The sequence below is a fragment of the Terrimesophilobacter mesophilus genome (genome assembly GCF_014200375.1).
Classification (GTDB): Bacteria; Actinomycetota; Actinomycetes; order Actinomycetales; family Microbacteriaceae; genus Terrimesophilobacter; species Terrimesophilobacter mesophilus.
This window is the reverse complement of sequence record NZ_JACHBP010000001.1, coordinates 373090-396953: the sequence shown is the minus strand read 5'-3', so window position 1 is coordinate 396953 and position 23864 is coordinate 373090. Positions and strand designations below refer to the sequence as shown.

30 protein-coding genes are annotated in these 23864 nt (G+C 66.4%); 26 read left to right on the top strand and 4 right to left on the bottom strand.

The window, feature by feature from the left end:
* Position 1 precedes the first annotated feature (1 nt).
* From BKA04_RS01930 to dapF, 9 genes are all read left to right on the top strand, one after another.
* Entirely contained in the window at positions 2-505 is a 504-nt protein-coding gene (locus tag BKA04_RS01930) for a CinA family protein (protein WP_104094903.1), read from the top strand.
* Between the two features lie 157 nt (positions 506-662).
* Positions 663-971, top strand: a complete 309-nt coding sequence (locus BKA04_RS01925) for a helix-turn-helix domain-containing protein (protein ID WP_104094902.1) — start codon at positions 663-665, stop codon at positions 969-971.
* A 22-nt stretch (positions 972-993) separates the two neighbouring features.
* Positions 994-1287, top strand: a complete 294-nt coding sequence (locus BKA04_RS01920; protein ID WP_104094901.1) for a DUF3046 domain-containing protein — start codon at positions 994-996, stop codon at positions 1285-1287.
* A gap of 245 nt (positions 1288-1532) precedes the next feature.
* The gene (gene recA / locus BKA04_RS01915) at positions 1533-2690 is read left to right on the top strand and encodes a recombinase RecA (RefSeq protein ID WP_104094900.1); all 1158 of its coding nucleotides are present in this window, start codon (positions 1533-1535) and stop codon (positions 2688-2690) included.
* A 25-nt stretch (positions 2691-2715) separates the two neighbouring features.
* Positions 2716-3312, top strand: coding sequence for a regulatory protein RecX (locus BKA04_RS01910; protein ID WP_167309633.1), 597 nt, complete (start codon positions 2716-2718; stop codon positions 3310-3312).
* Positions 3313-3380: 68 nt separating this feature from the next.
* Positions 3381-3851, top strand: a complete 471-nt coding sequence (locus BKA04_RS01905; RefSeq protein WP_134542210.1) for a hypothetical protein — start codon at positions 3381-3383, stop codon at positions 3849-3851.
* Positions 3852-3908: 57 nt separating this feature from the next.
* Positions 3909-5396, top strand: a complete 1488-nt coding sequence (gene miaB / locus BKA04_RS01900) for a tRNA (N6-isopentenyl adenosine(37)-C2)-methylthiotransferase MiaB (RefSeq protein WP_104096571.1) — start codon at positions 3909-3911, stop codon at positions 5394-5396.
* A complete protein-coding gene (miaA, locus tag BKA04_RS01895) occupies positions 5393-6319 on the top strand; it encodes a tRNA (adenosine(37)-N6)-dimethylallyltransferase MiaA (RefSeq protein ID WP_232841932.1) in 927 nt (308 codons plus the stop codon). The genes miaB and miaA overlap by 4 nt, the downstream gene beginning before the upstream one ends.
* Complete coding sequence (dapF, locus tag BKA04_RS01890; RefSeq protein WP_104094896.1) at positions 6312-7187, top strand: diaminopimelate epimerase; 876 nt, start codon at positions 6312-6314, stop codon at positions 7185-7187. The genes miaA and dapF overlap by 8 nt, the downstream gene beginning before the upstream one ends.
* On the opposite strand, the gene BKA04_RS01885 is transcribed toward dapF, so the two are convergent.
* Entirely contained in the window at positions 7184-7792 is a 609-nt protein-coding gene (locus BKA04_RS01885; protein ID WP_104094895.1) for a class I SAM-dependent methyltransferase, read from the bottom strand. The two genes, dapF and BKA04_RS01885, sit on opposite strands and share 4 nt — an antisense overlap.
* Positions 7793-7834: 42 nt before the next feature.
* Between BKA04_RS01885 and hflX the strand changes: the two genes are divergently transcribed.
* The gene (gene hflX / locus BKA04_RS01880) at positions 7835-9373 is read left to right on the top strand and encodes a GTPase HflX (RefSeq protein WP_104094894.1); all 1539 of its coding nucleotides are present in this window, start codon (positions 7835-7837) and stop codon (positions 9371-9373) included.
* On the opposite strand, the gene lexA is transcribed toward hflX, so the two are convergent.
* Positions 9365-10042, bottom strand: a complete 678-nt coding sequence (gene lexA / locus BKA04_RS01875; RefSeq protein WP_104094893.1) for a transcriptional repressor LexA — start codon at positions 10040-10042, stop codon at positions 9365-9367. The genes hflX and lexA overlap by 9 nt on opposite strands.
* A gap of 299 nt (positions 10043-10341) precedes the next feature.
* On the opposite strand from lexA, the gene BKA04_RS01870 reads away from it, so the two are divergent.
* The 6 genes from BKA04_RS01870 to BKA04_RS01845 are packed head-to-tail and all read left to right on the top strand — an operon-like array spanning position 10342 to position 14602.
* On the top strand, positions 10342-10674 hold the full coding sequence (locus BKA04_RS01870; RefSeq protein ID WP_104094892.1) for a LysM peptidoglycan-binding domain-containing protein: 333 nt from the start codon (positions 10342-10344) through the stop codon (positions 10672-10674).
* A 15-nt stretch (positions 10675-10689) separates the two neighbouring features.
* A complete protein-coding gene (locus BKA04_RS01865; RefSeq protein ID WP_104094891.1) occupies positions 10690-11769 on the top strand; it encodes a histidinol-phosphate transaminase in 1080 nt (359 codons plus the stop codon).
* A gap of 9 nt (positions 11770-11778) precedes the next feature.
* A complete protein-coding gene (gene hisB / locus BKA04_RS01860; protein WP_104094890.1) occupies positions 11779-12384 on the top strand; it encodes an imidazoleglycerol-phosphate dehydratase HisB in 606 nt (201 codons plus the stop codon).
* Positions 12385-12386: 2 nt separating this feature from the next.
* Positions 12387-13028, top strand: a complete 642-nt coding sequence (gene hisH, locus BKA04_RS01855; protein ID WP_104094889.1) for an imidazole glycerol phosphate synthase subunit HisH — start codon at positions 12387-12389, stop codon at positions 13026-13028.
* Positions 13029-13082: 54 nt separating this feature from the next.
* Complete coding sequence (gene priA, locus BKA04_RS01850) at positions 13083-13829, top strand: bifunctional 1-(5-phosphoribosyl)-5-((5-phosphoribosylamino)methylideneamino)imidazole-4-carboxamide isomerase/phosphoribosylanthranilate isomerase PriA (protein WP_104094888.1); 747 nt, start codon at positions 13083-13085, stop codon at positions 13827-13829.
* An 11-nt stretch (positions 13830-13840) separates the two neighbouring features.
* Positions 13841-14602 (top strand): SseB family protein, encoded by a 762-nt coding sequence (locus tag BKA04_RS01845; protein WP_104094887.1) that lies wholly within the window; start codon positions 13841-13843, stop codon positions 14600-14602.
* On the opposite strand, the gene BKA04_RS12210 is transcribed toward BKA04_RS01845, so the two are convergent.
* Complete coding sequence (locus BKA04_RS12210) at positions 14595-15200, bottom strand: TetR/AcrR family transcriptional regulator (RefSeq protein ID WP_104094886.1); 606 nt, start codon at positions 15198-15200, stop codon at positions 14595-14597. The two genes, BKA04_RS01845 and BKA04_RS12210, sit on opposite strands and share 8 nt — an antisense overlap.
* A 90-nt stretch (positions 15201-15290) precedes the next feature.
* On the opposite strand from BKA04_RS12210, the gene BKA04_RS01835 reads away from it, so the two are divergent.
* Both BKA04_RS01835 and BKA04_RS01830 read left to right on the top strand, forming a co-directional pair.
* The gene (locus BKA04_RS01835; RefSeq protein ID WP_104094885.1) at positions 15291-16190 is read left to right on the top strand and encodes an ABC transporter ATP-binding protein; all 900 of its coding nucleotides are present in this window, start codon (positions 15291-15293) and stop codon (positions 16188-16190) included.
* Positions 16187-17782 (top strand): ABC transporter permease, encoded by a 1596-nt coding sequence (locus tag BKA04_RS01830; protein WP_104094884.1) that lies wholly within the window; start codon positions 16187-16189, stop codon positions 17780-17782. The genes BKA04_RS01835 and BKA04_RS01830 overlap by 4 nt, the downstream gene beginning before the upstream one ends.
* On the opposite strand, the gene BKA04_RS01825 is transcribed toward BKA04_RS01830, so the two are convergent.
* Positions 17779-18117 (bottom strand): DUF1844 domain-containing protein, encoded by a 339-nt coding sequence (locus tag BKA04_RS01825; RefSeq protein ID WP_104094883.1) that lies wholly within the window; start codon positions 18115-18117, stop codon positions 17779-17781. The two genes, BKA04_RS01830 and BKA04_RS01825, sit on opposite strands and share 4 nt — an antisense overlap.
* Before the next feature lie 252 nt (positions 18118-18369).
* Between BKA04_RS01825 and infC the strand changes: the two genes are divergently transcribed.
* The 8 genes from infC (at position 18370) to BKA04_RS01785 (ending at position 23853) form a co-directional block, all read left to right on the top strand.
* Positions 18370-19017 carry a translation initiation factor IF-3 gene (infC, locus tag BKA04_RS01820; protein WP_104096570.1) on the top strand — a complete coding sequence of 216 codons (648 nt, stop codon included), beginning with the start codon at positions 18370-18372 and terminating at the stop codon, positions 19015-19017.
* Positions 19010-19204, top strand: coding sequence for a 50S ribosomal protein L35 (rpmI, locus tag BKA04_RS01815; protein ID WP_104094882.1), 195 nt, complete (start codon positions 19010-19012; stop codon positions 19202-19204). Before infC ends, rpmI begins: the two co-directional genes overlap by 8 nt.
* Before the next feature lie 27 nt (positions 19205-19231).
* Positions 19232-19624, top strand: a complete 393-nt coding sequence (gene rplT, locus BKA04_RS01810) for a 50S ribosomal protein L20 (protein ID WP_104094881.1) — start codon at positions 19232-19234, stop codon at positions 19622-19624.
* 9 nt (positions 19625-19633) lie between these two features.
* Positions 19634-20455 (top strand): TrmH family RNA methyltransferase, encoded by an 822-nt coding sequence (locus BKA04_RS01805; protein WP_104094880.1) that lies wholly within the window; start codon positions 19634-19636, stop codon positions 20453-20455.
* A 109-nt stretch (positions 20456-20564) separates the two neighbouring features.
* A complete protein-coding gene (locus BKA04_RS01800; RefSeq protein WP_104094879.1) occupies positions 20565-21320 on the top strand; it encodes an amino acid ABC transporter ATP-binding protein in 756 nt (251 codons plus the stop codon).
* Positions 21321-21375: 55 nt separating this feature from the next.
* A complete protein-coding gene (locus tag BKA04_RS01795) occupies positions 21376-22221 on the top strand; it encodes a glutamate ABC transporter substrate-binding protein (protein WP_232841931.1) in 846 nt (281 codons plus the stop codon).
* A gap of 67 nt (positions 22222-22288) precedes the next feature.
* Positions 22289-22936, top strand: coding sequence for an amino acid ABC transporter permease (locus tag BKA04_RS01790; RefSeq protein WP_104094877.1), 648 nt, complete (start codon positions 22289-22291; stop codon positions 22934-22936).
* Positions 22933-23853: an amino acid ABC transporter permease gene (locus tag BKA04_RS01785; RefSeq protein WP_104094876.1), complete on the top strand. Its 921-nt coding sequence runs from the start codon at positions 22933-22935 to the stop codon at positions 23851-23853. The genes BKA04_RS01790 and BKA04_RS01785 overlap by 4 nt, the downstream gene beginning before the upstream one ends.
* Positions 23854-23864: the final 11 nt, after the last annotated feature.

The following is a 23864-nucleotide window of genomic DNA, read 5'->3' as shown; positions in this document are numbered from 1 at the left end:
CATGACCGACGCGCGGGAGCTCATCGCCCTCCTCACGGCCAGGGCGCTCACCGTTGCCGTCGCGGAGTCGCTCACGGGTGGGCTCCTCGTCGCCGAACTCATCGCGCCGGCCGGCGCATCCCTCGTCGTGAACGGCGGCGTGGTCGCGTACAACACCGGACTCAAGCACACGCTCCTCGGTGTCGACGCCGAGCTGCTGGCCGCCACCGGCCCCGTCGACCCGGATGTCGCCATCCAGATGGCGAGGAACGTTCGCGAGCGGCTAGGGGTCGCCGGCAGGCCGGCCGACATCGGGCTCTCGACGACCGGTGTCGCCGGTCCGGATGCGCAGGGCACCGACCCGCCGGGGACCGTCTATCTGGGCTTGTCGATGGGAGACATGACCCGGGCGAAGCGGCTCGATCTCAATGGTTCTCGCGACGACATCAGGTCGGAGACGGTGTCGCAATCGCTCGCATGGCTGTCGAAGGCACTCGAACGGGGACTGGTCGATGAGAGGGAATAGGTCCAGCATCGATCTCGTTACAACTGGTGATTCACAATGGCCGTACAGAAAGCACTGGTTAGAGTTTGATCGCAGTAGGTTGTAAAGTGACGGGTTCACGTGACAGTTGCACGCGGCTCGAAGCGGTAGGTTCGAAGAGCACGAAGAGGAGGGTCCAATGGTTCTAGTTCGTCAGGAAATCGGAGATGTTCTCCGGGACTTTCGTCTGCAGAAGGGTCGCACCCTTCGCCAGGTCGCCAGTAAGGCGTCCGTAGCCCTCGGGTACCTGTCCGAGGTGGAGCGCGGCCAGAAGGAAGCGAGTTCGGAGATCCTCGCATCCGTCGCCGATGCTCTCGACACGCCGATCTCCGTCATCATGCGCGAGGTGGGCGATCGTCTCGCTGTCATCGAGGGCATCAACATCATTCCCGACACCGTCCCCGACGACCTCGTCGCGGACTTCGACGCGGACCTGGTGGTCCGCTGAGTTCATCACGAGAACGCTCCGGATGCTTCGGCCCGGAGCGTTCCGTGCATCGACGGTCGCGTCGACGGGTCCGTCCGCGGGTGAGTGCGACAGCGTGCGGCTGAGCGAGTTCCGTCGAGCGGTCGCCGCCGAGTTCGGCGAGGCGTACGGAAATGCCCTCACCCGGGATCTCGTGCTCGGAGAGCTCGACGATCTGACCTCAGACCAGGCGCTGGATGCCGGGGTCCCCGCTCGCGCGGTGTGGCTCGCACTGTGCCGGGCGAACGACGTGCCAGAGGCGCGGAGGCACGGTGTCGGTCTGCGTCCGCCGTCGTGACACGCCGACGACTGGTATCGAACATTCCTTCGTAGCTGTGTAGGCTCCTGCACAGCAGCAATCGAAAACGAGTTGTCAACAGCGGGTCCGTCGGTGCCGAGAAATGTCACCCGTCGGGCGTACTGTCTGATTCGTTGGCGAACGCGGCCACACGCCTTGTCGCGGAACCCACTTGCCCTGCACCATCGGCGGTGGGAGGAACGGCAGCCTACAGGCACACCGGTTACGAGCAGAAGGAGCCACCCATGGCATCACCAGCAGATCGCGAGAAGGCACTCGACACAGCACTCGCCCAAATCGACCGCCAGTTCGGCAAGGGCTCCGTCATGCGCCTCGGCAGTGACGAACGCGCGCCGGTCGCGGTCATCCCCACCGGATCCATCGCACTGGACGTCGCGCTCGGCATCGGAGGCCTCCCACGCGGCCGCATCGTCGAGATCTATGGACCGGAGTCCTCCGGCAAGACCACGCTCACCCTCCACGCGATCGCGAACGCGCAGCGCGGAGGGGGCATCGCCGCCTTCATCGACGCGGAGCACGCGCTCGACCCGGAGTACGCGAAGGCGCTCGGCGTCGACATCGACTCTCTCCTGGTCTCCCAGCCCGACACGGGGGAGCAGGCGCTCGAGATCGCCGACATGCTCGTTCGAAGCGGATCGATCGACCTCATCGTCATCGACTCCGTCGCCGCGCTCGTTCCCCGTGCGGAGATCGAGGGGGAGATGGGCGATTCGCACGTCGGACTCCAGGCGCGGCTCATGTCGCAGGCGCTGCGCAAGCTCACCGGTGGCCTCAGCCAGACGAACACGACCATGATCTTCATCAACCAGCTGCGTGAGAAGATCGGCGTGTTCTTCGGCAGCCCGGAGACCACCGCCGGAGGCAAGGCGCTCAAGTTCTACGCGTCGGTGCGCCTCGACATCCGCCGCATCGAGACCCTCAAGGAGGGCACGGACGCCGTGGGCAACCGCACGCGGGTCAAGGTCGTCAAGAACAAGATGGCGCCGCCGTTCAAGCAGGCGGAGTTCGACATCCTGTACGGCTCCGGCATCTCACGCGAGGGAAGCCTCATCGACTTCGGCGTCGAACACGAGATCGTCAAGAAGTCGGGTGCCTGGTACACGTACGACGGCGACCAGCTCGGGCAGGGCAAGGAGAACTCCCGGAAATACCTCATCGACAACCCCGCGATCGCCACTGAGATCGAGGGCAAGATCATGACCAAGCTCGGGATCAGCGCGGAGGCGAAGGCGGCGAATGCTGCTGCGGCGCTTCTGGCGGCCGAAGCGGCCAGGGATGAGGATGCCGCAGTGGGTGGTGCCGGCACGGACGGTGCACCATCCGGCACCGCGGGGACGGTCGATTCCATCGAGGACAAACTCGCCAGCCGCAAGGCCGTCTGACCCCGAGCGGCGAAGAAGGTCGATCATGGGCTCCGACGGCGCGCTGGCGAAGGTCACCTACCTTCCGGGGGTGACCCCGCCGGCTGCGCCGCCGGAACGCACGCCTGCGGAGCCTGCGCCGGACCGAACTGCCCACGACAAGGCAGCCCGCCGAGCCGAGAACGTGAGCATGAGCGCCCTGACTCGCCGCGGCCAGTCACGGTGGGAGCTTCGTCAGCTCCTGCTCGCACGCGACCTGGAACCCAACGCGGTGGAGGTGGAACTCGAACGGCTCGAGGGCGTCGGCCTCATCGATGATGCGGCGCTCGCCGAGGTGATCGTCCGCACCCACCGCGAGCGCAAAGGCCTCGGAAGGGCAGCGCTGATCGCCGAATTGAGGCGGAGACGGATCGACCAGGACGTGATCGACGCCGCCGTCGAGCATCTCGGCGCCGACGATGAGCTGGAACGGGCGACCCAACTGGCCGAGCGCCGGGCTCCCCAGCTGAGGAACCTGGACCACGACACCGCCGTGCGCAGGCTCAGCGGCTACCTTCAGCGCAAGGGATACTCCGGGGAGACGGTCCGCATGGCCATCCACGCGACGCTGCCCCGTCAATCGTCCGGAGTGCGATTTCGCTGAGGGCACGCTCGGATGCGACGCTCTCTCCCGTGACAGGACACCGCGGGACAACACATAGGATCGTGTGCGTGAGAATGCGACGACCCGGCACACCGCGGCTGCTCGCGACAACGACCGTCGCCGCACTGTCGGTCGCTGCACTGTCCGGATGCAGCTTCCTGGAACCGGTACCAGCATCCTCACCGCTCACGAGCGTGAGCCCGACGCCGTCGCCCGTGGACACCTCGAAGTACATCGGTGGCCTCATCGACCCGGATGGCACCGTCTGGAGCGGGAAGGACAGCGGCGGTGACCTGACGACGCTCACCCTGCACGCTGGCGGGACTGTGGCGGTCAGTTACGGCGACAACGCGTACGACGACCCGAACGACGTCTGGAAGGTCACCGACGGAATCCTGTATCTCACCGTCCACATCGACGAGGCGAACGGTGACGCGCACTACGTCGCCACCTGGGACCCGGAGAAATCGGTTCTGAATGCTGTTCTGCGCACGACGCGCACCGCGCTCGAACTCACCGTGACCCTGACGCAGAAATAGGCGTCGAGCGGACGTCGAGAGGAACGCGAGCCTTAGGCTGGAACCACCATGACCCTGATGACCGACACCGCGGCCCGGCCGCGCACCTACGAAGTGAGAACCTTCGGTTGCCAGATGAACGTCCACGACTCCGAGAGGCTCAGCGGATCCCTCGAAGCGGCCGGCTACTCCCGTGCGATCGACGGTGACGCCGACGTCGTCGTCATCAACACCTGTGCGGTGCGGGAGAACGCGGACAACAAGCTGTACGGAACCCTCGGCATGCTCGCCTCGGTGAAGCGAGAACACGAGGGGATGCAGATCGCGGTCGGCGGATGCCTGGCCCAGAAGGACAAGGGGATCATCCTCGAGAAGGCCCCGTGGGTCGACGTCGTGTTCGGGACGCACAACATGGGGTCGCTTCCCGCGCTCCTGGAGCGGGCACGGCACAACGACGAAGCCCAGCTTGAGATCCTCGAATCGCTCGAAGTGTTCCCTTCCACCCTCCCCGCGCGGAGAGAGTCGACCTACAGCGGGTGGGTGTCGATCTCCGTCGGCTGCAACAACACCTGCACCTTCTGCATCGTGCCATCGCTGCGAGGCAAGGAGAAGGATCGTCGGCCCGGAGACATCCTCGCCGAGATCCAAGCACTCGTCGACGACGGCGCCATCGAAGTCACCCTCCTCGGACAGAACGTCAATTCCTACGGCGTGGAATTCGGCGACCGCGGGGCATTCGCGAAGCTCCTGCGCGCCGCGGGAGGCATCCCCGGTCTCGAGCGCATCCGGTTCACGAGCCCGCACCCCGCCGCGTTCACCGACGATGTCATCGAGGCGATGGCCGAGACGCCATCCGTCATGCCGCAGCTCCACATGCCGCTCCAGTCCGGATCCGATCGCACCCTTCGGGCGATGCGTCGCAGCTACCGGTCGGAGAAGTTCCTGGGAATCCTCGATCGGGTCAGGGCGAGGATCCCGGATGCCGCCATCACGACCGACATCATCGTCGGATTCCCCGGCGAGACCGAAGAGGACTTCGCAGAGACGCTTCGCGTCGTCGAGTTGGCCAGATTCTCGTCCGCGTTCACGTTCCAGTACTCGATCCGCGAGGGAACCCCAGCCGCGACGATGCCGGACCAGGTCCCCAAGGCCGTCGTCCAGGAGCGCTACGAGCGGCTGGCGGCACTTCAGGACCGGATCTCCTGGGAGGAGAACCGTGCTCTCATCGGAGCCCGCGCCGAGCTCATCGTCGCCAACGGCGAAGGCCGAAAGGACTCCGACACACACCGCCTGACCGGCCGCGCGCGGGATGGGCGACTCGTCCACTTCAGTGTCCCCGCGGGGAACGAGACTCCGCGCCCCGGCGACGTCGTGACCGTCGCGATCTCCGAGGCGGCGCCCTTCCACCTGATCGCGGATGCGCCGGCCGGAACCCGCCTCGACATCCGCAGAACGACCGCCGGCGACGCATGGGACCGGGCACAGGCGGCAAGTTGCGCCGTGCCGGAGGACGCCGGCGTCGGCATCGGACGCGTCTCGCTCGGGCTTCCGACGCTGCGACGGTGACGGCACCACTCCTCGCCATCGTCGGGGCGACCGGCACCGGCAAGAGCGCACTGTCGCTGGATGTCGCCCAGCGACTCGACGAGCGCGGGCATCCTGCGGAGATCATCAACGCCGATGCGATGCAGCTGTATCGGGGCATGGACATCGGAACGGCCAAACTCGCGGTCGAGGAGCGACGAGGGATTCCGCACCACCTGTTCGACGTCCTCGACGTCACCCAGGAGGCGAGCGTGGCCGACTACCAGGAGCGCGCGCTAGGGCTCATCGCCGCGGTGCGGGAACGGGGAGCGGTCCCCATCCTCGTCGGCGGGTCCGGCCTGTACGTGTCGTCAGTGCTCTTCGATTTCCACTTCCCGGGGACCGATCCCGACATCCGTGCCCGCCTCGAAGCAGAGCTCGAGACACGGGGCCGCGGCATCCTGTACCGTCGCCTCGCAGAGCTCGACCCCGATGCGGCGGATGCCATCGGGCCGCACAATGCCCGACGGATCGTCCGAGCGCTCGAAGTCGTCGAGCTCACGGGCGAACCCTTCGGATCCGGACTCCCCGACGAGTCCCGGATGCGAGAGTCGGCGCTCGTCATCGGGTTGACTTCACCGAGGCCGGCGCTCGTGGCCGGACTCGACGCGAGGGTCCAGGGGATGTGGCAGGCGGGGCTCCTCGACGAGGTCCGCGGGCTCCTGGACGTGGGTCTCGAGCACGGGGTCACGGCGCGCCGCGCCATCGGCTACGCGCAGGCGATCGGCCAGCTGAGGGGGAGCGTGACCGAGGTGCAGGCGATCGAGGATGCCTCCGCTCTCACCCGCCGCTACGCTCGCCGCCAGGTCGGCTGGTTCCGACGCTATCGTGACGCGCACTGGTTCGACGCCGAGGACCCGCGCAGGGTGGACGCGACTGTTGCCCTAGCATTGGCGCATGGCTGAGCTTCACTTCACCAAGGGTCACGGTACCGGGAACGACTTCATCCTGTACGCGGACCCGGACGGGAAGCTCACGCTCACCCCGGAGCAGATTCGAGCGCTCTGCGACCGGCACTTCGGCATCGGGGCCGACGGCGTCATCCGTGCGGTCAGGTCGCGGAGTCTCCCGGACGGTGCGGCCGCGCTCGCGGAGGATGACGCTGCCGAGTGGTTCATGGACTACCACAACTCCGACGGCTCGGTCTCGGAGATGTGCGGGAACGGCATCCGGGTCTACGTGAAGTTCCTGGTCGAAAACGGTCTCGCGGAGCTCGGGCCGGGCGACACCCTCCCGATCGGGACCCGCGGCGGTGTTCGCGATATCCAGGGCAATGCCACCGGATACCAGGTGGACATGGGCCGCTGGTCGCTGTCCGGCTCAGAGCCGCTCGTTCGCGCCCGCAACCTCAAGGTCGCACGGCCGGGTCTCGGCATCGAGGTCGGAAACCCGCACGTCATCGTTGCACTCTCCAGCGAAGAGGAACTGGAGTCCGCCGACCTCGCCTGGATCCCCGTGCTCGACCCTGAGCCGGAGAACGGCGCCAACGTCGAGTTCGTCGTCCCGCGGGAGCCGCTAGTGCAGGATGGCGTCGGGAGGATCCGGATGCGGGTTCACGAGCGCGGGAGCGGCGAAACCCTCTCCTGCGGTACGGGAGCCGTCGCTGCCGCGCTCGCGACGCGACACTGGGCGGGGGAGTCTGCCCCCAGCCAATGGAGGGTGGACGTGCCGGGCGGAACGCTCGGAGTCCGGATGTGGCCGGCAGAGGACGGAGAACACGTCTCGCTGTCCGGGCCGGCCGAACTCGTCTTCGACGGGATGGTGACGGTCTAGCGCCGACGTACCCGCAGCACCCGGTACCCTTTGCTCGTCGCGGCGCGACTCACCGAGAACTCGCCGGAGAGCGTGCTGTCGAGCCAGCGGTGGAGTGAGTCCGAGCCGAGGTTCCGCTGGACGACGAGCCAGGCGTCGGATGATGCCTCCAGCCGGGGAACCCACTGCTCGAGCATCTTGTGCAGCTCGTTCTTCCCGACGCGGATCGGCGGATTCGACCAGATCGTCATGAAGGCGATGTCGTCGGGAACATCCTCGGGCCGACAGGCGTTCACATTGTCGAGGCCGAGCGACTGGGCATTTCGTCGGACGAGATCAAGCGCCCTTTCGTTGACGTCGACAGCCCACACGGTGGCGCGAGGGGACTCGAGAGCGAGCGTCAGTGCGATCGGACCCCACCCGCAACCGAGGTCGAGCAGGTTGCCGCCTGGCGGAGGCGGTGGGGTGTTCGAGAGGAGCACCTGCGTTCCGGAGTCGATGCGTTCCGGGCTGAAAATACCGTTCGCGGTCGTGAGGTCGTAGTCGTTGCCGGCCAGGTTCACACGAAGAGGGCGGAATTGCAGGGCACTTGCGGGTGATGACGAAAAGTAGTGATCGTCGGCCATGCACAGAAACTTACCGAAAAGCGGAGAGCTAGGGTTAACCCGATGACTGAACGTGAAACAGAGGTCCGCCCGGACGCGGACCCGATAGACCGGGTGTTGGCTGCGGCCGACGCACGGGCGGGCGGCTATGCCCTTTTCCGGTCCGGCGCACTCGCCATCCAGGAGGATGCGGCAGAGTCCGGGGTCATCGACGGCGACCAGCTGGATCGCGACGAACGCCAGGCGCTCCGCAGGGTCGCTGGGCTGTCGACAGAACTCACCGACGTCACCGAGGTCGAATACCGTCAACTGCGCCTCGAGAATGTCGTGCTCATCGGCATCCACCCCCAGGGCGGGCAGACCGACGCCGAGAACTCGCTTCGCGAACTCGCGGCCCTCGCGGAGACGGCCGGCGCCGTGGTTCTCGACGGCCTGCTCCAGCGGAGGAGCCATCCCGATCCGAGCACCTTCCTCGGAAAGGGCAAGGCGCAGGAGCTGCGGGACATCGTGGCGTCGCTCGGTGCGGACACCGTGGTGGCCGATACCGAACTCGCCCCCAGTCAGCGACGAGCGCTCGAGGACGTCGTCAAGGTCAAGGTCATCGACCGTACCGCCGTCATCCTGGACATCTTCAGCCAGCACGCCAAGAGCCGCGAGGGCAAGGCGCAGGTCGAGCTGGCACAGCTCGAGTACCTGCTGCCCCGACTCCGCGGCTGGGGTGAGTCGATGAGCAGGCAGGCCGGTGGCCAGGTCGGTGCCGGCGTCGGTATGGGATCCCGTGGACCCGGTGAGACCAAGATCGAGCTCGATCGCCGCCGCATCCACACCCGGATGGCGCGGTTGCGCAAGCAGATCAAGGAGTTCGCGCCGGCGCGGGAGTCCAAGCGTGCCAATCGTGCGAGGAACGCCGTGCCGTCCGTGGCGATCGCCGGCTACACGAACGCGGGCAAGTCGTCGCTCCTCAATCGCGTGACGAGGGCGGGGGCGCTCGTCGAGAACGCCCTGTTCGCCACACTCGACACCGCGGTTCGCCGCACGGAGACCGCCGACGGCCGCCAGTACACGCTGACCGACACGGTGGGGTTCGTCCGCAACCTGCCGCATGAGCTCGTCGAGGCCTTCCGTTCGACGCTCGAGGAGGTCGAACGCTCCGATGTGATCGTGCACGTCGTGGACGCCAGTCATCCGGATCCCGTGAGCCAGCTCACGACCGTACGCAATGTGATCGGCGACCTGGGGGCACGGGACATCCCCGAGATCGTGGTGTTCAACAAGGCGGACCTCATCGATGACAACGCACGGCTCGCGCTGCGTGGGCTCGAACCGGATGCGCTGTTCGTGTCTGCGCGCACCGGAGAGGGAGTCGACGAGCTTCTCGACCGGATCTCGCAGACCATCCCTCGGCCGGACATCAGGGTCGAACTTCTGGTCCCGTACGACCGCGGCGATGTCATCTCGTCGCTCCACGAGCACGGGACGATCCTGTCGACCTCCTACGAGGAAGCCGGTACCAGGGTGGTGGCGCTCGTCACCGCAGCACACGAAGGCCCACTGGGCGCGTTTCAGACGGAACGCGCCCAGGCGGCGCAGGTATCAGACTGACCTGAGAACCGCCACGACCTTGCCGAGGATGACGGCGCGGTCGCCGACGATCGGAGCGAAGGCGGTGTTGCGGGGCAGGAGCCACGTGTGACCGTCGCGCTGCTGGAACACCTTGACCGTCGCCTCCTCTTCGAGCATGGCCGCGACGATCTCGCCGTTCTCCGCGTTCTGCTGCTGGCGCACGACGACCCAGTCTCCGTCGCAGATGGCGGCGTCGATCATCGATTCCCCCACGACCTTGAGCATGAAGAGGTCACCCTTGCCGACGAGCTGGCGGGGGAGAGGGAAGACCTCGTCGATCTGCTGGTCCGCCGTGATCGGAATCCCGGCGGCGATCCTGCCGACGAGGGGCACCATGGCGGCGTCGCCCACCGGAATGGATGTCTCACCGCCGTTGTCGCCCGTCGGCACCTCGATGAGCACCTCGAGGGCGCGCGTGCGGTTGGGGTCGCGTCGAAGGTAGCCGCTCAACTCGAGCTGGCCCAGCTGGTGGGTGACACTGGAGAGCGATGCGAGGCCCACGGCGTCGCCGATCTCCCTCATGCTCGGCGGATAGCCGCGCGTCGAGACCGAGCGCTGGATCACCTCGAGGATCGCCCGCTGCTTCTCGCTGAGGCTGCGGCGGCGTCGGGTGCCCGGCTTCGCCACCTCGGATTCGAGTTCGTCCATGCGTTGTCCACCTGCCTGTCAGACATCCGTCGAAGCTGATCGCCGACGAATGTCAGTGGGTCGTGATTGCCTGAATTCCAGACAATCGAAACAGTATCCGGAATGAGGACGGAAAACAAACATCTCTTCGAGAGTGTCGCGACATCCGTGTCGGGATTCTTCGAAAATGTGCTTGCTTTTCGCGTCATTCGAAGATAGGTTCGGAACAAAGCTTCGTATCCGGCGCTCCCGGCCGAGCGCCGGATACGGAAGACCACGACAGTGCAAGACCACGACAGTGCAAGACCAGGAGGTGCGACATGACAGCGATCTCGATGGGCACGCCGCGTTTGCGGATCACCCGCCGCGGGCGAGTGGTGTTCGCGGCGCTGGCTGCCGGGCCCCTCGCGGTCCTGGCGCTTGTCATGGCACTCAACGGCGGCATGGCGACCGCGACCTCCGAGCCCTCGACCGGCACGTTCGACTATGTGACCGTCGCATCCGGCCAGTCGCTGTGGCAGGTGGCGGAGGAGCTCGCTCCCACCGCCGATCCGCGCGATGTGATCTCCGACATCGTCAGGCTCAACCAGTTGGAGAACTCGGTCGTCCACCCCGGCGATCGGTTGGCCGTTCCTCCCGCATACTCCCGGTAGCCGTAGCATTGCTGCGTGGCAGACCTCGCAGACCTTCCCCTCCGTGACGATCTTCGCGGGCTCAGCCCCTACGGCGCTCCGCAGACGACCGTACCGATCGCGCTCAACGTCAACGAGAACACCCACCCGCTGCCGGAGATCGTCGCCCATGGCATCGTGACCTCGCTCGCGAAGGCGGTCCTCACTCTCAACCGGTACCCGGATCGGGAGTTCACAGCGCTGCGCGAGAGCCTTGCGAACTATCTCGGCGGTGGGCTTTCGGCGACGAACCTGTGGGCGGCGAACGGATCGAACGAGATCCTGCAGCAGCTGTTCCAGGCGTTCGGCGGGCCAGGGCGCGCCGCTCTCGGATTCCAGCCGACCTATTCGATGTACCCGATCCTGGCGAGGGGAACCGGCACGGGCTGGATCGGCGGCAGCCGAGACGAGGAGTTTCGGCTTTCGCCGGATTCGGCGGTGCGGCAGGTGCGTGAGCACTCTCCGAGCATCGTCATCCTCTGCTCACCCAACAACCCGACCGGCACACCGTTGTCGAGTGACGTGATCACCGCGGTCTACGACGCCACGGACGGCATCGTCGTCGTGGATGAGGCCTACGCTGAATTCGCCGCGGCCGGCACAGCCTCGGCCCTTGAACTGCTCCCGGGACGGGAGCGGCTCGTCGTATCCAGGACGATGAGCAAGGCCTTCGCCTTCGCCGGGGTGCGTCTCGGGTACCTCGCCGCGGACCCGGCGGTCATCGACGCGCTGCGACTCGTGCGACTGCCGTATCACCTCTCATCGCTCACACAGGCTGCGGCGATCGCCGCGCTCGACAACGCGGACATCCTGCTGGCGACCGTGGCCGACATCGCAGCGCAGCGGGATCGCCTGCTGGCCGCATTGCCGGCACTCGGCTATCCCGTGCTTCCCTCGGATGCGAACTTCGTGCTCTTCGGGGGGGTCGCCGACCCGCCGGGGATGTTCGGCGAGCTGCTGGCGCGGGGCATCCTCGTGCGGGATGTCGGCATCCCGGGGCACCTGAGAGTGACAGCGGGCACGGAGGCGGAGGTCACCGCGTTCCTCGCGGCGCTCACCGACATCACGCCTCGGTAGGCTTGAGCCATGACGACGCACCGCACGGCCGAACTTCGCCGGGAGACGAGTGAGTCGAGCATCGAGCTCTCGCTCGACCTCGACGGTTCGGGCACGTCCGACATCGACACGACCGTTCCGTTCTTCGATCACCTGCTCACGGCCTTCTCGCGTCATTCGCTCATCGATCTCACGGTGCGCTCATCCGGTGACACCGTCATCGACGTCCACCACACGGTGGAGGACACGGCGATCGTCCTCGGCAAGTCGATCGCCGCTGCACTCGGCGACAAGGTCGGGATCTCCCGCTTCGGAGACGCGCTCGTTCCGCTCGACGAGGCCCTCGTGCAGGCCGTCGTCGACGTCTCGGGCCGACCGTATCTCGTGCACTCCGGGGAGCCGGCCGGCTTCGAGTTCCACCTCATCGGCGGCCACTTCACCGGATCGATGGTGCGTCATGTCTTCGAGGCCATCGCCTTCCATGCCGGCCTCACGGTGCACATCACCGTGCTCGGCGGCCGCGACCCGCACCACATCGCCGAGGCCGAGTTCAAGGCGTTCGCGAGGGCTCTGCGGCAGGCGATCGCCCCGGATGCCCTCGTGCGCGGCGTGCCGTCGACGAAGGGCGCCCTGTAACCGTGTCAGGGCCATCCGTCGTCGTTCTCGACTACGGCAGCGGGAACGTCCACTCCGCCGCGAAAGCACTCGAGGAGGTGGGCGCCAGGGTCGAGCTCACGGCCGTCCCCGCACGCGTCGCCGAGGCCGATGGCCTCGTCGTCCCGGGTGTCGGGGCTTTCGCGGCTGTGATGAGAGCACTCGAGGCGGTGCGCGGTCCGGAACTCATCGACCGCAGGCTGGCCGGCGGGCGCCCCGTGCTCGGTATCTGCGTCGGCATGCAGGTCCTGTTCGAACGTGGCATCGAGCGCGGGGAGGACACGGAGGGTCTCGGCCAGTGGCCCGGAGTCGTCTCGCAATTGGAATCGGACATCCTGCCGCACATCGGCTGGAACTCTGTCGAGGCGCCCGACGGGTCGGTGCTCTTTTCCGGACTTCGCGACGAACGCTTCTATTTCGTGCACTCCAACGCGGCGCTCGAGTGGGTGCTGCCACCGGATGGACCGTTGCCTGCGCCTCGACTCACCTGGTCGCAGCACGGCGGGCGGTTCCTCGCCGCCGTGGAGAACGGGCCGTTGTCGGCGACCCAGTTCCACCCCGAAAAGTCGGGACAGGCCGGCCTGCGGCTCCTGGCGAATTGGGTGGCCACCCTCAAAGGTGACTAGTATCTGAGACTTGCCCCGCATGAGATACGGGGCCTCGCAGCAGAAATGGCATTGATGAGCGACTTCAATACGACACCGCGACTGGTTCTCCTCCCGGCGGTGGATGTCGCGGGCGGAAAAGCCGTCCGGCTCACCCGTGGCGAGGCGGGCACGGAGAAGAGCTTCGGTGACCCCGTGGATGCGGCGGTCGACTGGATCGACCAGGGCGCGGAGTGGATTCACCTCGTCGATCTCGATGCGGCGTTCGGACGTGGCAACAACCACGGCACCATCAAGCGCGTGATCAAGCACGCTCGCGGAGTCAACATCGAGCTCTCCGGCGGCATCCGGGACGATGAGAGCCTCGAGGCGGCGCTCGCCTCCGGCGCCAAGCGGATCAACCTCGGCACGGCCGCCATGGAGAACCCCGAGTGGGCAGCGCACGTGATCGCCGAGTACGGCGAGGCGATCGCGGTCGGCCTCGACGTGCGCGGAACGACGCTGGCCGCGCGGGGCTGGACGAAGGACGGCGGCGACCTCTACGAGGTGCTCGACCGCCTCGAAGTGGCCGGATGCGCCCGCTACGTCGTCACGGACGTCACACGGGATGGAACCCTCCAGGGTCCGAACCTCGACCTGCTTCGCGACATCGCGAACCGTACACAGAAGCCGGTGATCGCCTCAGGTGGCATCAGCAGCCTCGATGACATTGCAGCCCTGCGCGAGCTCGTGCCACTGGGCCTCGAGGGCACGATCGTCGGCAAGGCGCTCTACACGAAGGCGTTCACCCTCGCCGAAGCGCTCGACATCGCCTCCGACTAGCTGACGCCGCGATGAGCCAACACGATCCTCGGCTGACCGACTCTGCTGGTCAGCCGTGGGAAGGCAGGCACTTCGAGCCGAATCCGAGCCCTGACGACGACGGGAGCGCGCCGCCCGCCCTGATCGCGGCCATCGCCGGATTCCGCGCGGGCGAGACCGACGAGGGTGAGGTCGTCGAGGCGTTCCGGGATTCCCGATTGCTCATCCCGCTGCTGGCCAGGCTCGGAGAGGCCGGGGTCAACGCGGAGGGAAAGCGGATCGACAAGAGCCAGGAGCTCTCGATCGTGACCGTCTCCGGCCCGGACGGTCGCACCGTCCTTCCGGTGTTCAGTTCTGTGACGGCCATGAACGCGTGGAACCCGGTGGCCCGGCCTGTGCCGGCGACGGGGCCGCGCGTCGCGCTCGCCGCCGCGAGCGAGGGCACGGACCTCGTCGTCCTCGACCCGACCTCGCAGACCGAGTTCGCCATCCGGCGCCCCGCGCTCTGGGCGATCGCGAGGCAGCTGGAGTGGGCCCCGAGTCACCGCTCAGCCGAGGTCGCCGCGGAGTTCGCGGCCACGATCGTCGACGAGCCCGCTGTCACGGCGCTCGTCCTCTCGGCCGGCGACCCGCATGCCAGGCTGCTCGGCCCAGAGCTCGTGGTCGAGCTCACGCTCATCCCCGGGCTCGACCGGACCCGGCTCGATGATCTTCTGGCACGGCTCGCGACGCGCTGGGCTCAGAGCGAGCTGATCGCCGACCGCGTCGATTCGCTGGAGGTCGTCCTCAGCTGAGGTACCGCTGGATGGCGGGGGAGACCTCCGCGACGAGCGTGCCATGGTCGAGAGCGGTGAGCGCGGGAAACTTGACGACGAATCGGGCGACCGCAACGCCCAGGAGGTGCGCGCCGGCGAGTTCGATCCTGCGCATCCGTTGCTCGTCGATCGGTCCGACATCCTCCTGGCTTCGGATGCGCGCCTCGAGCGCGTCGACGAGCATGTCGGCGGCGAGCGAGGACGTGACCGCGGAACGGACGAGTGCCAAGAGGATCGGCTGGGTGTCCGGATCCTCCCACAGGCGGAAGTAGGTGTCGGTGAGCCGCTCGCCGATGCCGGCCGGATCGCCGCCGAAGGATTCGAACAGGCGCTGTGGGAGGCTCGTGCGGTCGGCGAGCGTCTTCGTGAAGAGCGCTTCCTTGTTGCCGAAGAAGTGGCGGATGAGTGCAGGATCCACGTGTGCGCTCGTGGCGATCGCGCGGATCGAAGCGCCCTCGTAGCCGCGCTCCGCGAACAGGTCGCGCGCAGCGTCGAGGATCGCGTCGCGGGTTCCGGTGTCGCCGGAGCGGCGACCGGTCGGTCGCGAACTCCTGGCGGTCGCGGATGCTCGAGTCACCTGCCCAACATTACTCTACGACTGGGGATTTCCCCGGGTGTAGAGTCTGCTTGACACGGGTGTCCGTTCCGATGCGAAAGGGGAGACCCCATGGGCGAAACCGCGGTGATCGAGGTCGAGGGGCTCACCAAGTCCTATGGCCGTTTCCCGGCGTTGAAGGGTCTCGATCTCGAGGTGGCCCGTGGGGAGGTGCACGGCTTCCTCGGTCCCAACGGCGCGGGCAAGTCGACGACGGTGCGGATCCTTCTCGGCCTGTTGAAGGCGGACGGCGGCACCGTGCGAGTGCTGGGCGGTGACCCGTGGCACGACATGGTCGACCTGCATCGTCGACTGGCCTATGTGCCCGGCGATGTCTCACTGTGGCCTGGTATGACCGGCGGCGAGGCGATCGACCTGCTCGGAGCACTGCGCGGAGGGCTCGACGAGAAGCTCCGTGCCGACCTCATCGAACGCTTCGAGCTCGATCCGACCAAACGCGGCAGGCAGTACTCGAAGGGCAATCGGCAGAAGGTCGCACTCGTCGCGGCGCTCTCCTCGAATGTCGAACTGCTCGTCCTCGACGAACCGACGAGCGGCCTGGACCCTCTCATGGAGAATGTGTTCCAGGCGGTCATCGGTGAGGCCAGGGGCCGCGGCGCATCCGTGCTGCTGTCCAGCCACATCCTGGCCGAGTTGGAGTCGCTCGCGGACCGGCTGAGCATCATCCGCGACGGGCGGATCGTGGAGAACGGCACCCTCACTCAGCTGCGCGGCCACACCCGCACCTCCATCCACGCCGTATTGGACCGGATGCCGGAATCCGGCGCATTCTCGGGCTTCCACGACGTGCAGCTCGAGGGTAACCGGCTGAACGCGACGGTCGACTCCGACCGGATCGGGGAGGCGATGAGCGTGCTGACCCCGTGCGGTATCGCATCGCTGACCGTGGAGCCGCCGTCGCTCGAGAGCCTGTTCCTTCGCCTCTATGACGACTCTGCGGACGTGGCATGAAGAGCTCCGCGCTGGCCGGCACGGCACCGCTCCTGCGGACCCTGGTCAGGCACGATGGGCGCAACTTCGCCCCCTGGGTCGTCATCGTCACCGCCCTCACGACCTCCTCTGTCCTGGTATACCCGTGGGTCTTCCCCGACCAGCAGGACCGCGCGGGCCTCGCGGTCGCGGTCGGTGCGAACCCCGCCATCGGGCTCATCTTCGGGCCGGCATTCGACCTGTCGACGACGGATGGCTTCAACGCCTGGCGCACCCTCGCACTCGGTGGATTCCTCGCAGCCCTCGGCACCATCTTCGCCGTCACCCGCGCGACGCGCGGGCAGGAGGACTCCGGCCAGGCGGAACTGCTCGCCTCTGGTGTGCTCGGGCGTGCAGGACGATTGCTTGCCGCCGTCGGCCTTGCCCTGATCGCCTCCGTCATGCTCGGCGTCATCGCTGCGGTGGCGACAGCGCTGTGCGGCGGCGGGTGGGAGGCATCCCTGCTGCTCGGTGCGACGTTCACCGCGACCGGGTGGATGTTCGCCGCCATCGCCGCCGTCGCGGCACAGATCGGTTCCGATGTCCGCACCGCCAACTCCATCGCGACGGCCACGCTCGGCATCCTCTTCCTCCTGCGCGGCTTCGCATACTCGGTCAGCGCACCCGAGTGGACCATCTGGGCCAATCCGCTCGGCTGGATGACCGAGACGCGGCCGGCGACGGAGAACAACTGGTGGCCGCTCTGGTATGCGCTGGCCTTCACCGTTGTCGTCCTCGCTGTCGCCTTCGCGCTACAGGCCCGTCGCGATTTCGGGGAGGGCGCCATCGCACCGCGCCCGGGCCCGGAGCGGGGGAGGGTTCGCTCCACCTGGCGACTCGCCTTTCGCTTGAACCGCGGGGCGCTCACGACCTGGACGATCGCCTTCGTCGCTCTCGGAGTCGTGTTCGGATTCTTCGCGACCTCGATCAACGACATCCTCGGCTCGGACAACGCGGTCAAACAGTTCCTCGCCGCGGGCGCGACCACACCCCACGCCCTGATCTCCGCCTTCCTCGTGACCATCCTCAGCCTGCTCGGGATCATCGCCTGCATCCCCGGTGTCCAGCTCATGCTGCGGGTGCGCACCGAGGAACTCGAAGACCGGGTCGAACCGATCATGGCGACCAGGGTACGCCGGCCGGTGTACTACGCCGGCAATGCCGTTCTGGCTTTCGCGCTGTCAGCAGTCTGCATCCTGATCGCGGGGACGCTCATCGCCGTGCTCGCATCGACCGCGGACATCGGCGTCGAGTTCGGGGATGCGCTGCTTCAGGTGGTGGTGACCGTTCCTGCAGTGTGGACCGTCGTCGCCGTCTCGGTCGCCGTCGTCGGCGCGAGGCCCCACGTCCTCCTCGCAGCCTGGCTGGGGGTTCTGGCATCCTTCGCCCTGACCGTGCTCGGTCCCACCTTCAAACTGTGGGACTGGATCCTCGCGATCAGCCCGTTCTGGCATGTCCCGAACGTCACGGATGCTGACGCGGACTGGTTCGGGCTCGTCTGGATCAGCCTCGTGACACTATTCTTCCTGCTGGTCGGATTCGTCGGGTTCCGCCGCCGCGACCTCGCTCGCTAGTTGACCGGCCCGGTGTACTTCTCGCCGGGCCCCGCACCTGGCGCGTCGGGCATCGGGGATGCCTCGCGGAACGCGAGCTGGACCGAACGCAGGCCGTCGCGCAGTGGTCTGGCGTGATGGTCGCCGATCTCGGGGGCTGCCGCCGTGACGAGCCCGGCCAGGGCATTGATGAGTTTGCGCGCCTCATCGAGGTCGACCTGCGTCTCCGGATCGTCGGCGAGGCCGCACTTGACGGCGGCGGCGCTCAGCAGATGCACCGCCACTGTGTTGATGAGTTCGACGGCGGGCACATCCGCGATGTCCCGTGTTGCGTCGTCCACCGTCGGCTCGCTCATGCACCAATCCTCTGTTAGACTCATGCGGGCTCTGGGGCATAGGCTCCCAGTGCGAAAGTGGAGATTCTCCCACCCGCGACCGCATCTTCAAGGTTACCGGGTTGTAGGCGCCCCGCCGTCCCAGCACCATCGGGAGGTTGTCCAGGGTGCCGTGTTGGTGTTGTCGTGCGCGAGCGCGGCAGGCAACAGGTGACTCTCCTCTCTCGTCGGCCAGACGGCATCCGTCGTCGTGCCGAGCAACAGAACGAAAGACTGAAGGAGTTACCAATCAGCGATCCCCGTACGAATGACCGGATCCGCGTACCAGAGGTTCGCCTCGTCGGTCCGAGCGGTGAGCAGGTCGGCGTCGTCAAGATCGAGGTTGCGCTGCGGCTCGCCCAGGAGGCAGACCTCGACCTCGTCGAGGTTGCACCCAACTCGAAGCCGCCCGTCGCCAAGATCATGGACTACGGAAAGTTCAAGTACGAAGAAGCGCAGAAGGCCAAGGAGGCCAGGCGCAACCAGGCGAACACGATCCTCAAGGAGGTTCGGTTCCGTCTCAAAATCGATAAGCACGACTACGAAACCAAGCGCAAGCGCGCCGAGGGATTCCTGCAGGGCGGCGACAAGGTCAAGGCCATGATCCTGTTCCGTGGTCGTGAGCAGTCCCGCCCGGACCAGGGCGTTCGACTGCTCCAGAAGTTTGCCGAGGACGTCGCAGAGTTCGGCTCCGTCGAGTCCACACCGACGATCGACGGCCGCAACATGGTGATGGTCATCGGCCCGCACAAGACCAAGGCGACGGCGAAGGCCGAGGCCGACGCCCGCCGCGCAGCTTCGAAGCCGGCCCGCTCCCGCAGCGAGGCCACCGAGGAGCCCGGCGACACGACCCACAGCAAGGAAGAGGAAAAGGATGCCTAAGCAGAAGACCCACTCAGGGGCGAAGAAGCGATTCAAGATCACCGGCAGCGGCAAGCTCATGAAGCAGCAGGCCGGAATGCGCCACAACCTCGAGGTGAAGTCGGGCCAGCGCAAGCGCCGCCTCAACCAGGACGAGCCGGTCGCGAAGGCCGACGTCAAGGCCATCAACAAGCTTCTCGGCCGCTGAGCCGCGAGACGTAAGGGATAACAGGAAATGGCAAGAGTAAAGCGGGCGGTCAACGCCCACAAGAAGCGTCGGGTCATCCTCGAGCGCGCATCCGGATACCGCGGGCAGCGCTCGCGTCTCTACCGCAAGGCGAAGGAGCAGGTCACCCACTCGCTCGTCTACGCGTACCGCGACCGCAGGGCGCGCAAGGGCGACTTCCGCCGTCTGTGGATCCAGCGGATCAACGCCGCAGCCCGTGAGAACGGCATGACCTACAACCGCCTGATCCAGGGACTGAACCTGGCCGGCGTCGAGGTCGACCGTCGCATCCTCGCCGAGCTCGCGGTCAACGAGCCAGCGACGTTCGCGTCGATCGTCGCAACGGCGAAGGCTGCCCTCCCGAAGGACATCAACGCTCCCAAGGACAAGTCTGCTGCGTAGACTTATGGCATGATCGACAACCCGCGTTCCCCACGGATCCGGGCCGTCGCGAAGCTTCACAAGAGAGAGGCCCGGTCCCAGACCGGGCTTTTTCTCTTGGAGGGCCCGCAGGCCGTCGCCGAGGCTCTGACCTACCGCCCGGAGCTCGTCGTCGAGCTGTATGCGACACCGACGGCGCTCGAGCGCTACGCCGACATCGGGCAGACCGCTGTCGATGCGGGAGTCGATGTCGAGTTCGTGACCGAACAGGTCCTGGAAGCCATGGCCGATACCGTGACCCCGCAGGGAATCGTCGCCGTGTGCCACCAGTTCCCGACATCCGTCAAGGACATCCTTCGCCCCGGCGGTGATGGTCGCCCGCCGCGGCTCATCGCGATTCTCGAAGAGGTTCGCGACCCCGGTAACGCGGGCACGATCATCCGGGCGGCGGATGCTGCCGGAGCCGACGGTGTGATCCTCAGCGGCCGCAGCGTCGACCTCTACAACCCGAAGGTGGTGCGTGCGTCGACCGGGTCGATCTTCCATCTGCCGATCGCGGTGAACGTCGAACTCGATGCCGTCCTCGAGCGCGCTCGCATCGCCGGGCTCACGATTCTCGCGGCGGACATCAAGGGCGACGACCTGCTCGCGGTGAGGTCCCTGGGCGTCCTCGCCAGGCCGACGGCGTGGCTGTTCGGAAATGAGGCTCGGGGGCTCACGGATGAGCAGCTTCTCCACGCCGACCGTGTTGTCAGCGTTCCCCTGTATGGCAAGGCGGAGTCGATGAATCTCGCGACGGCCGCATCCGTGTGCCTGTACGAGTCCGCGTTCGCCCAGCGCGAAGCCGATTAGACGCGATTTTCGTGCACGGTCTGCACGTTCTGCGGGATGGTGTCACGTCTCGGTCACGAAACAGCGCGGGAATTTGTCTGCCCGTGTCGGCATATGACAACCTGTTCCGATGGAGCCCTCACGAAGCGGTGAACCCCTTGTCGTCATCGATCACGTCAACAAGCACTTTGGTGAGCTTCACGTCCTGAAGGACATCACGACGACGGTCGGCCGCGGAGAGGTCGTCGTGGTCATCGGCCCCAGCGGATCCGGCAAGTCCACGTTCTGCCGCGCGATCAATCGCCTGGAGACCATCGACAGCGGCACCATCACGATCGACGGCGTTCCGCTGCCGGAAGAGGGCAGAGGCCTGGCACGACTACGGGCGGATGTGGGGATGGTCTTCCAGTCGTTCAACCTGTTCGCCCACAAGACGGTCCTCGAAAACGTGACCCTCGGCCCGCGCAAGGTGCGACAGATATCCAAGGCGGACGCCGACAAGCACGCGATGGAACTGCTGGATCGCGTCGGAGTCGCCAACCAGGCATCCAAGATGCCATCGCAGCTCTCCGGCGGCCAGCAGCAGCGCGTTGCCATTGCCCGTGTGCTCGCCATGGATCCCAAGCTCATCCTGCTCGATGAGCCCACATCGGCTCTCGACCCGGAGATGATCTCCGAGGTTCTGGATGTCATGGTGCAGCTCGCGCAGGACGGCATGACCATGGTCGTCGTCACCCACGAGATGGGCTTCGCCCGCAAGGCAGCCGACCGCGTCCTCTTCATGGCGGACGGAGAGATCGTCGAAGAAGCGACTCCGGAGAAGTTCTTCACAGACCCCCAGAGCCCGAGAGCGAAGGACTTCCTCTCGAAAATCCTTACTCACTAACCAGAGGGTAAGTAACCACAGCAAGGAGAGACAGATGAGACTCAAGAAGAGCCTTATGATTTCTGCCATCGCCGTAGCGAGCATTCTCGGATTGGGCGCGTGTGCAGGCGGGGAAGCCACCCCACCGGCAGCCGAGACCCCGACGTTCGAGGCAGGGACAACGATGGCCAAGCTCGCGGATGCGGGCACCATTACGATCGGCACGAAGTTCGACCAGCCGCTGTTCGGCCTCAAGGGCCCGAGCGGCGACCCGGTCGGATTCGACGTCGAGATCGGCAAGATCATCGCGAAGTCGCTGGGCATCGCGGCCGACAAGATCAAGTGGGTGGAGACGGTTTCCAAGAACCGCGAGCCGTTCATCGAGAACAAGACCGTCGACATCGTCGTGGCGACCTACACGATCAACGACAAGCGCAAGGAAGTCATCTCCTTCGCCGGGCCGTACTACAACGCCGGCCAGGACATCCTGGTGCTCGCGGGCAACCCCGAGGGAATCAAGGGCCCGGAGGACCTCAAGGGCAAGAACGTCTGCAGCGTTGCCGGTTCGACCTCGGAGAAGAACATCGCCGAGTACGGAGTGAACCTCATCACGACGGACACCTACTCCAACTGCCTTGAGCCGCTTCGCCAGGGCAAGGTCATCGCCGTGACGACGGATAACGTCATCCTGGCCGGCCTCGCCGACCAGAACGCCGGCGAGTTCGAGGTTCTCAGCAACCCGTTCACCGAGGAGCCTTACGGCATCGGCCTCGGCCACGATGACGATGCGTTCCGCACCTTCATCAACGACGTGCTGGAGAAGGCGTACGCCGACGGCAGCTGGAAGGCCGCCTGGGAGTCGACAGCCGGCAAGGTTCTCAAGACGCCAGAGCCCCCGGCAGTGGACCGTTACAGCAACTAGTTCACGAACGGATGCCGGCCTGCCGCGTGCGGGCCGGCATCCTCTCGACTGATGAGGAGGTGGTGAAGTGGACGCGATCATCGACGTCACACCGGCGTATTTCGCCGGATTCCTGATGACCCTCCAGCTTCTCGCCATCTCCGGAGTCGGCGCCTTCGTGGTCGGCGTCCTCATCGCGACCATGCGGATCTCTCCCGTGCCGTCGCTTCGCGTGTTCGCCACCGTCTATACCGAGGTGCTGCGCAACGTTCCGCTTCTGCTCGTGCTCATGTTCTGCGCCCTGGTTCTGCCGATCCTCGGCTCAGACCTCGACTACTACCCGCTCGCTCTCATCGGACTCACGGCGTACACGTCGCCCTTCGTCGCCGAGGCCATCCGCTCGGGATTCAACGGCGTTCCGGTCGGGCAGGCCGAAGCTGCTCGAAGCATCGGCATGGGCTTCACGCAGACCGTGACCCTCGTCGTTCTTCCGCAGGCCGCCCGCATGGTCGTGCCGCCGCTCATCAACGTCTTCATCGCTCTCACCAAGAACACCTCGGTGGCCGGCATCTTCTTCGTCGACGAACTCTTCAAGCAGACGGATGCCGCGACGCGCGACAACCCGAGCAGCGTCATCCTCGTCCTGATCTACGCGGCGCTGCTGTACCTCGTGATCACCATTCCGCTGGGGCTCATAGCCGGAGCCATCGAGAAGCGAGTGGTGGTGATGAGATGAGCCTGAGTGTTCTCTACGATGCCCCCGGCCCGAAGACGCGCCGCTGGTCCGTCATCGCGTCCATCGGCGGCATCATCCTGATCGTCGCCTTCTTCGTGTGGATGTACCTGACGCTCGCCGCCCCCAGGGTCAATGCGAACGGTGCGGCGCAGCCGGGAATGTTCGACCCGTCGCGCTGGGACATCGTGGCGCTACCCGACCTGTGGCTGTCGTTCCTCAACGGCACGGTCGCCACGCTCCAGATGGCGGCGGTAGCCGCCGCGCTCGCCATCCTCATCGGCATCCTTTTCTCGTTCGGACGCTCGTCGCGGTACGCGTGGGTACGCGCCATCACCGGCGTGATCCTCGAGTTCGTGCGCGGCATCCCGGTACTGCTCATGATCTTCTTTGTGTTCCTCGTGTTCACGGCCGGATCGTACTGGTCGGGCGTTTTCGGCCTCGCCCTCTACAACGGCGCCATCATCGGCGAGGCGCTGCGAGCGGGAGTGAAGTCGCTCCCGCGCGGCCAGCGGGAGGCCGGCCTGTCCGTCGGCCTGACGCCCATGAAGACCTGGGCCCTCATCGAGTTCCCCCAGGCCTTCCGGCAGATGCTGCCGATCATCCTCGCCCAGCTCGTCGTGCTCCTCAAGGACACCTCGCTCGCCTTCATCGTGAGCTATCCGGAACTGGCGCGAACGATCAGCCTCAACCGCACATTCTTCGGCAGCCGCTACATGTTCACGCTGTTCGTCATCGGACTCGTGATCTATCTCGCCCTCAACCTCACGATGTCCTGGATCGCCCGTTTCGTGGCCAGGCGCAGCGGGCCGCGGCTCGGCAAGGCGCTGCCCAACACCCCGAGGCAGACGGGTATCGACGGCACCCGGGCGATCACCCTGCCCGGCCGCGGGTTCGAGCCACCGGATCCTCCCCACTAAACTTGGGTCTC

Coding starts and splice junctions, on each gene's coding strand:
- BKA04_RS01930 (WP_104094903.1), top strand. CDS start 2: ATGACCGACGCGCGGGAGCTCATCGCCCTCCTCACGGCCAGGGCGCTC.
- BKA04_RS01925 (WP_104094902.1), top strand. CDS start 663: ATGGTTCTAGTTCGTCAGGAAATCGGAGATGTTCTCCGGGACTTTCGT.
- BKA04_RS01920 (WP_104094901.1), top strand. CDS start 994: ATGCTTCGGCCCGGAGCGTTCCGTGCATCGACGGTCGCGTCGACGGGT.
- recA (WP_104094900.1), top strand. CDS start 1,533: ATGGCATCACCAGCAGATCGCGAGAAGGCACTCGACACAGCACTCGCC.
- BKA04_RS01910 (WP_167309633.1), top strand. CDS start 2,716: ATGGGCTCCGACGGCGCGCTGGCGAAGGTCACCTACCTTCCGGGGGTG.
- miaB (WP_104096571.1), top strand. CDS start 3,909: ATGACCGACACCGCGGCCCGGCCGCGCACCTACGAAGTGAGAACCTTC.
- dapF (WP_104094896.1), top strand. CDS start 6,312: ATGGCTGAGCTTCACTTCACCAAGGGTCACGGTACCGGGAACGACTTC.
- BKA04_RS01885 (WP_104094895.1), bottom strand. CDS start 7,792: ATGGCCGACGATCACTACTTTTCGTCATCACCCGCAAGTGCCCTGCAA.
- hflX (WP_104094894.1), top strand. CDS start 7,835: ATGACTGAACGTGAAACAGAGGTCCGCCCGGACGCGGACCCGATAGAC.
- lexA (WP_104094893.1), bottom strand. CDS start 10,042: ATGGACGAACTCGAATCCGAGGTGGCGAAGCCGGGCACCCGACGCCGC.
- BKA04_RS01870 (WP_104094892.1), top strand. CDS start 10,342: ATGACAGCGATCTCGATGGGCACGCCGCGTTTGCGGATCACCCGCCGC.
- hisB (WP_104094890.1), top strand. CDS start 11,779: ATGACGACGCACCGCACGGCCGAACTTCGCCGGGAGACGAGTGAGTCG.
- priA (WP_104094888.1), top strand. CDS start 13,083: ATGAGCGACTTCAATACGACACCGCGACTGGTTCTCCTCCCGGCGGTG.
- BKA04_RS01845 (WP_104094887.1), top strand. CDS start 13,841: ATGAGCCAACACGATCCTCGGCTGACCGACTCTGCTGGTCAGCCGTGG.
- BKA04_RS01835 (WP_104094885.1), top strand. CDS start 15,291: ATGGGCGAAACCGCGGTGATCGAGGTCGAGGGGCTCACCAAGTCCTAT.
- BKA04_RS01830 (WP_104094884.1), top strand. CDS start 16,187: ATGAAGAGCTCCGCGCTGGCCGGCACGGCACCGCTCCTGCGGACCCTG.
- BKA04_RS01825 (WP_104094883.1), bottom strand. CDS start 18,117: ATGAGCGAGCCGACGGTGGACGACGCAACACGGGACATCGCGGATGTG.
- rpmI (WP_104094882.1), top strand. CDS start 19,010: ATGCCTAAGCAGAAGACCCACTCAGGGGCGAAGAAGCGATTCAAGATC.
- rplT (WP_104094881.1), top strand. CDS start 19,232: ATGGCAAGAGTAAAGCGGGCGGTCAACGCCCACAAGAAGCGTCGGGTC.
- BKA04_RS01805 (WP_104094880.1), top strand. CDS start 19,634: ATGATCGACAACCCGCGTTCCCCACGGATCCGGGCCGTCGCGAAGCTT.
- BKA04_RS01800 (WP_104094879.1), top strand. CDS start 20,565: ATGGAGCCCTCACGAAGCGGTGAACCCCTTGTCGTCATCGATCACGTC.
- BKA04_RS01795 (WP_232841931.1), top strand. CDS start 21,376: ATGATTTCTGCCATCGCCGTAGCGAGCATTCTCGGATTGGGCGCGTGT.
- BKA04_RS01785 (WP_104094876.1), top strand. CDS start 22,933: ATGAGCCTGAGTGTTCTCTACGATGCCCCCGGCCCGAAGACGCGCCGC.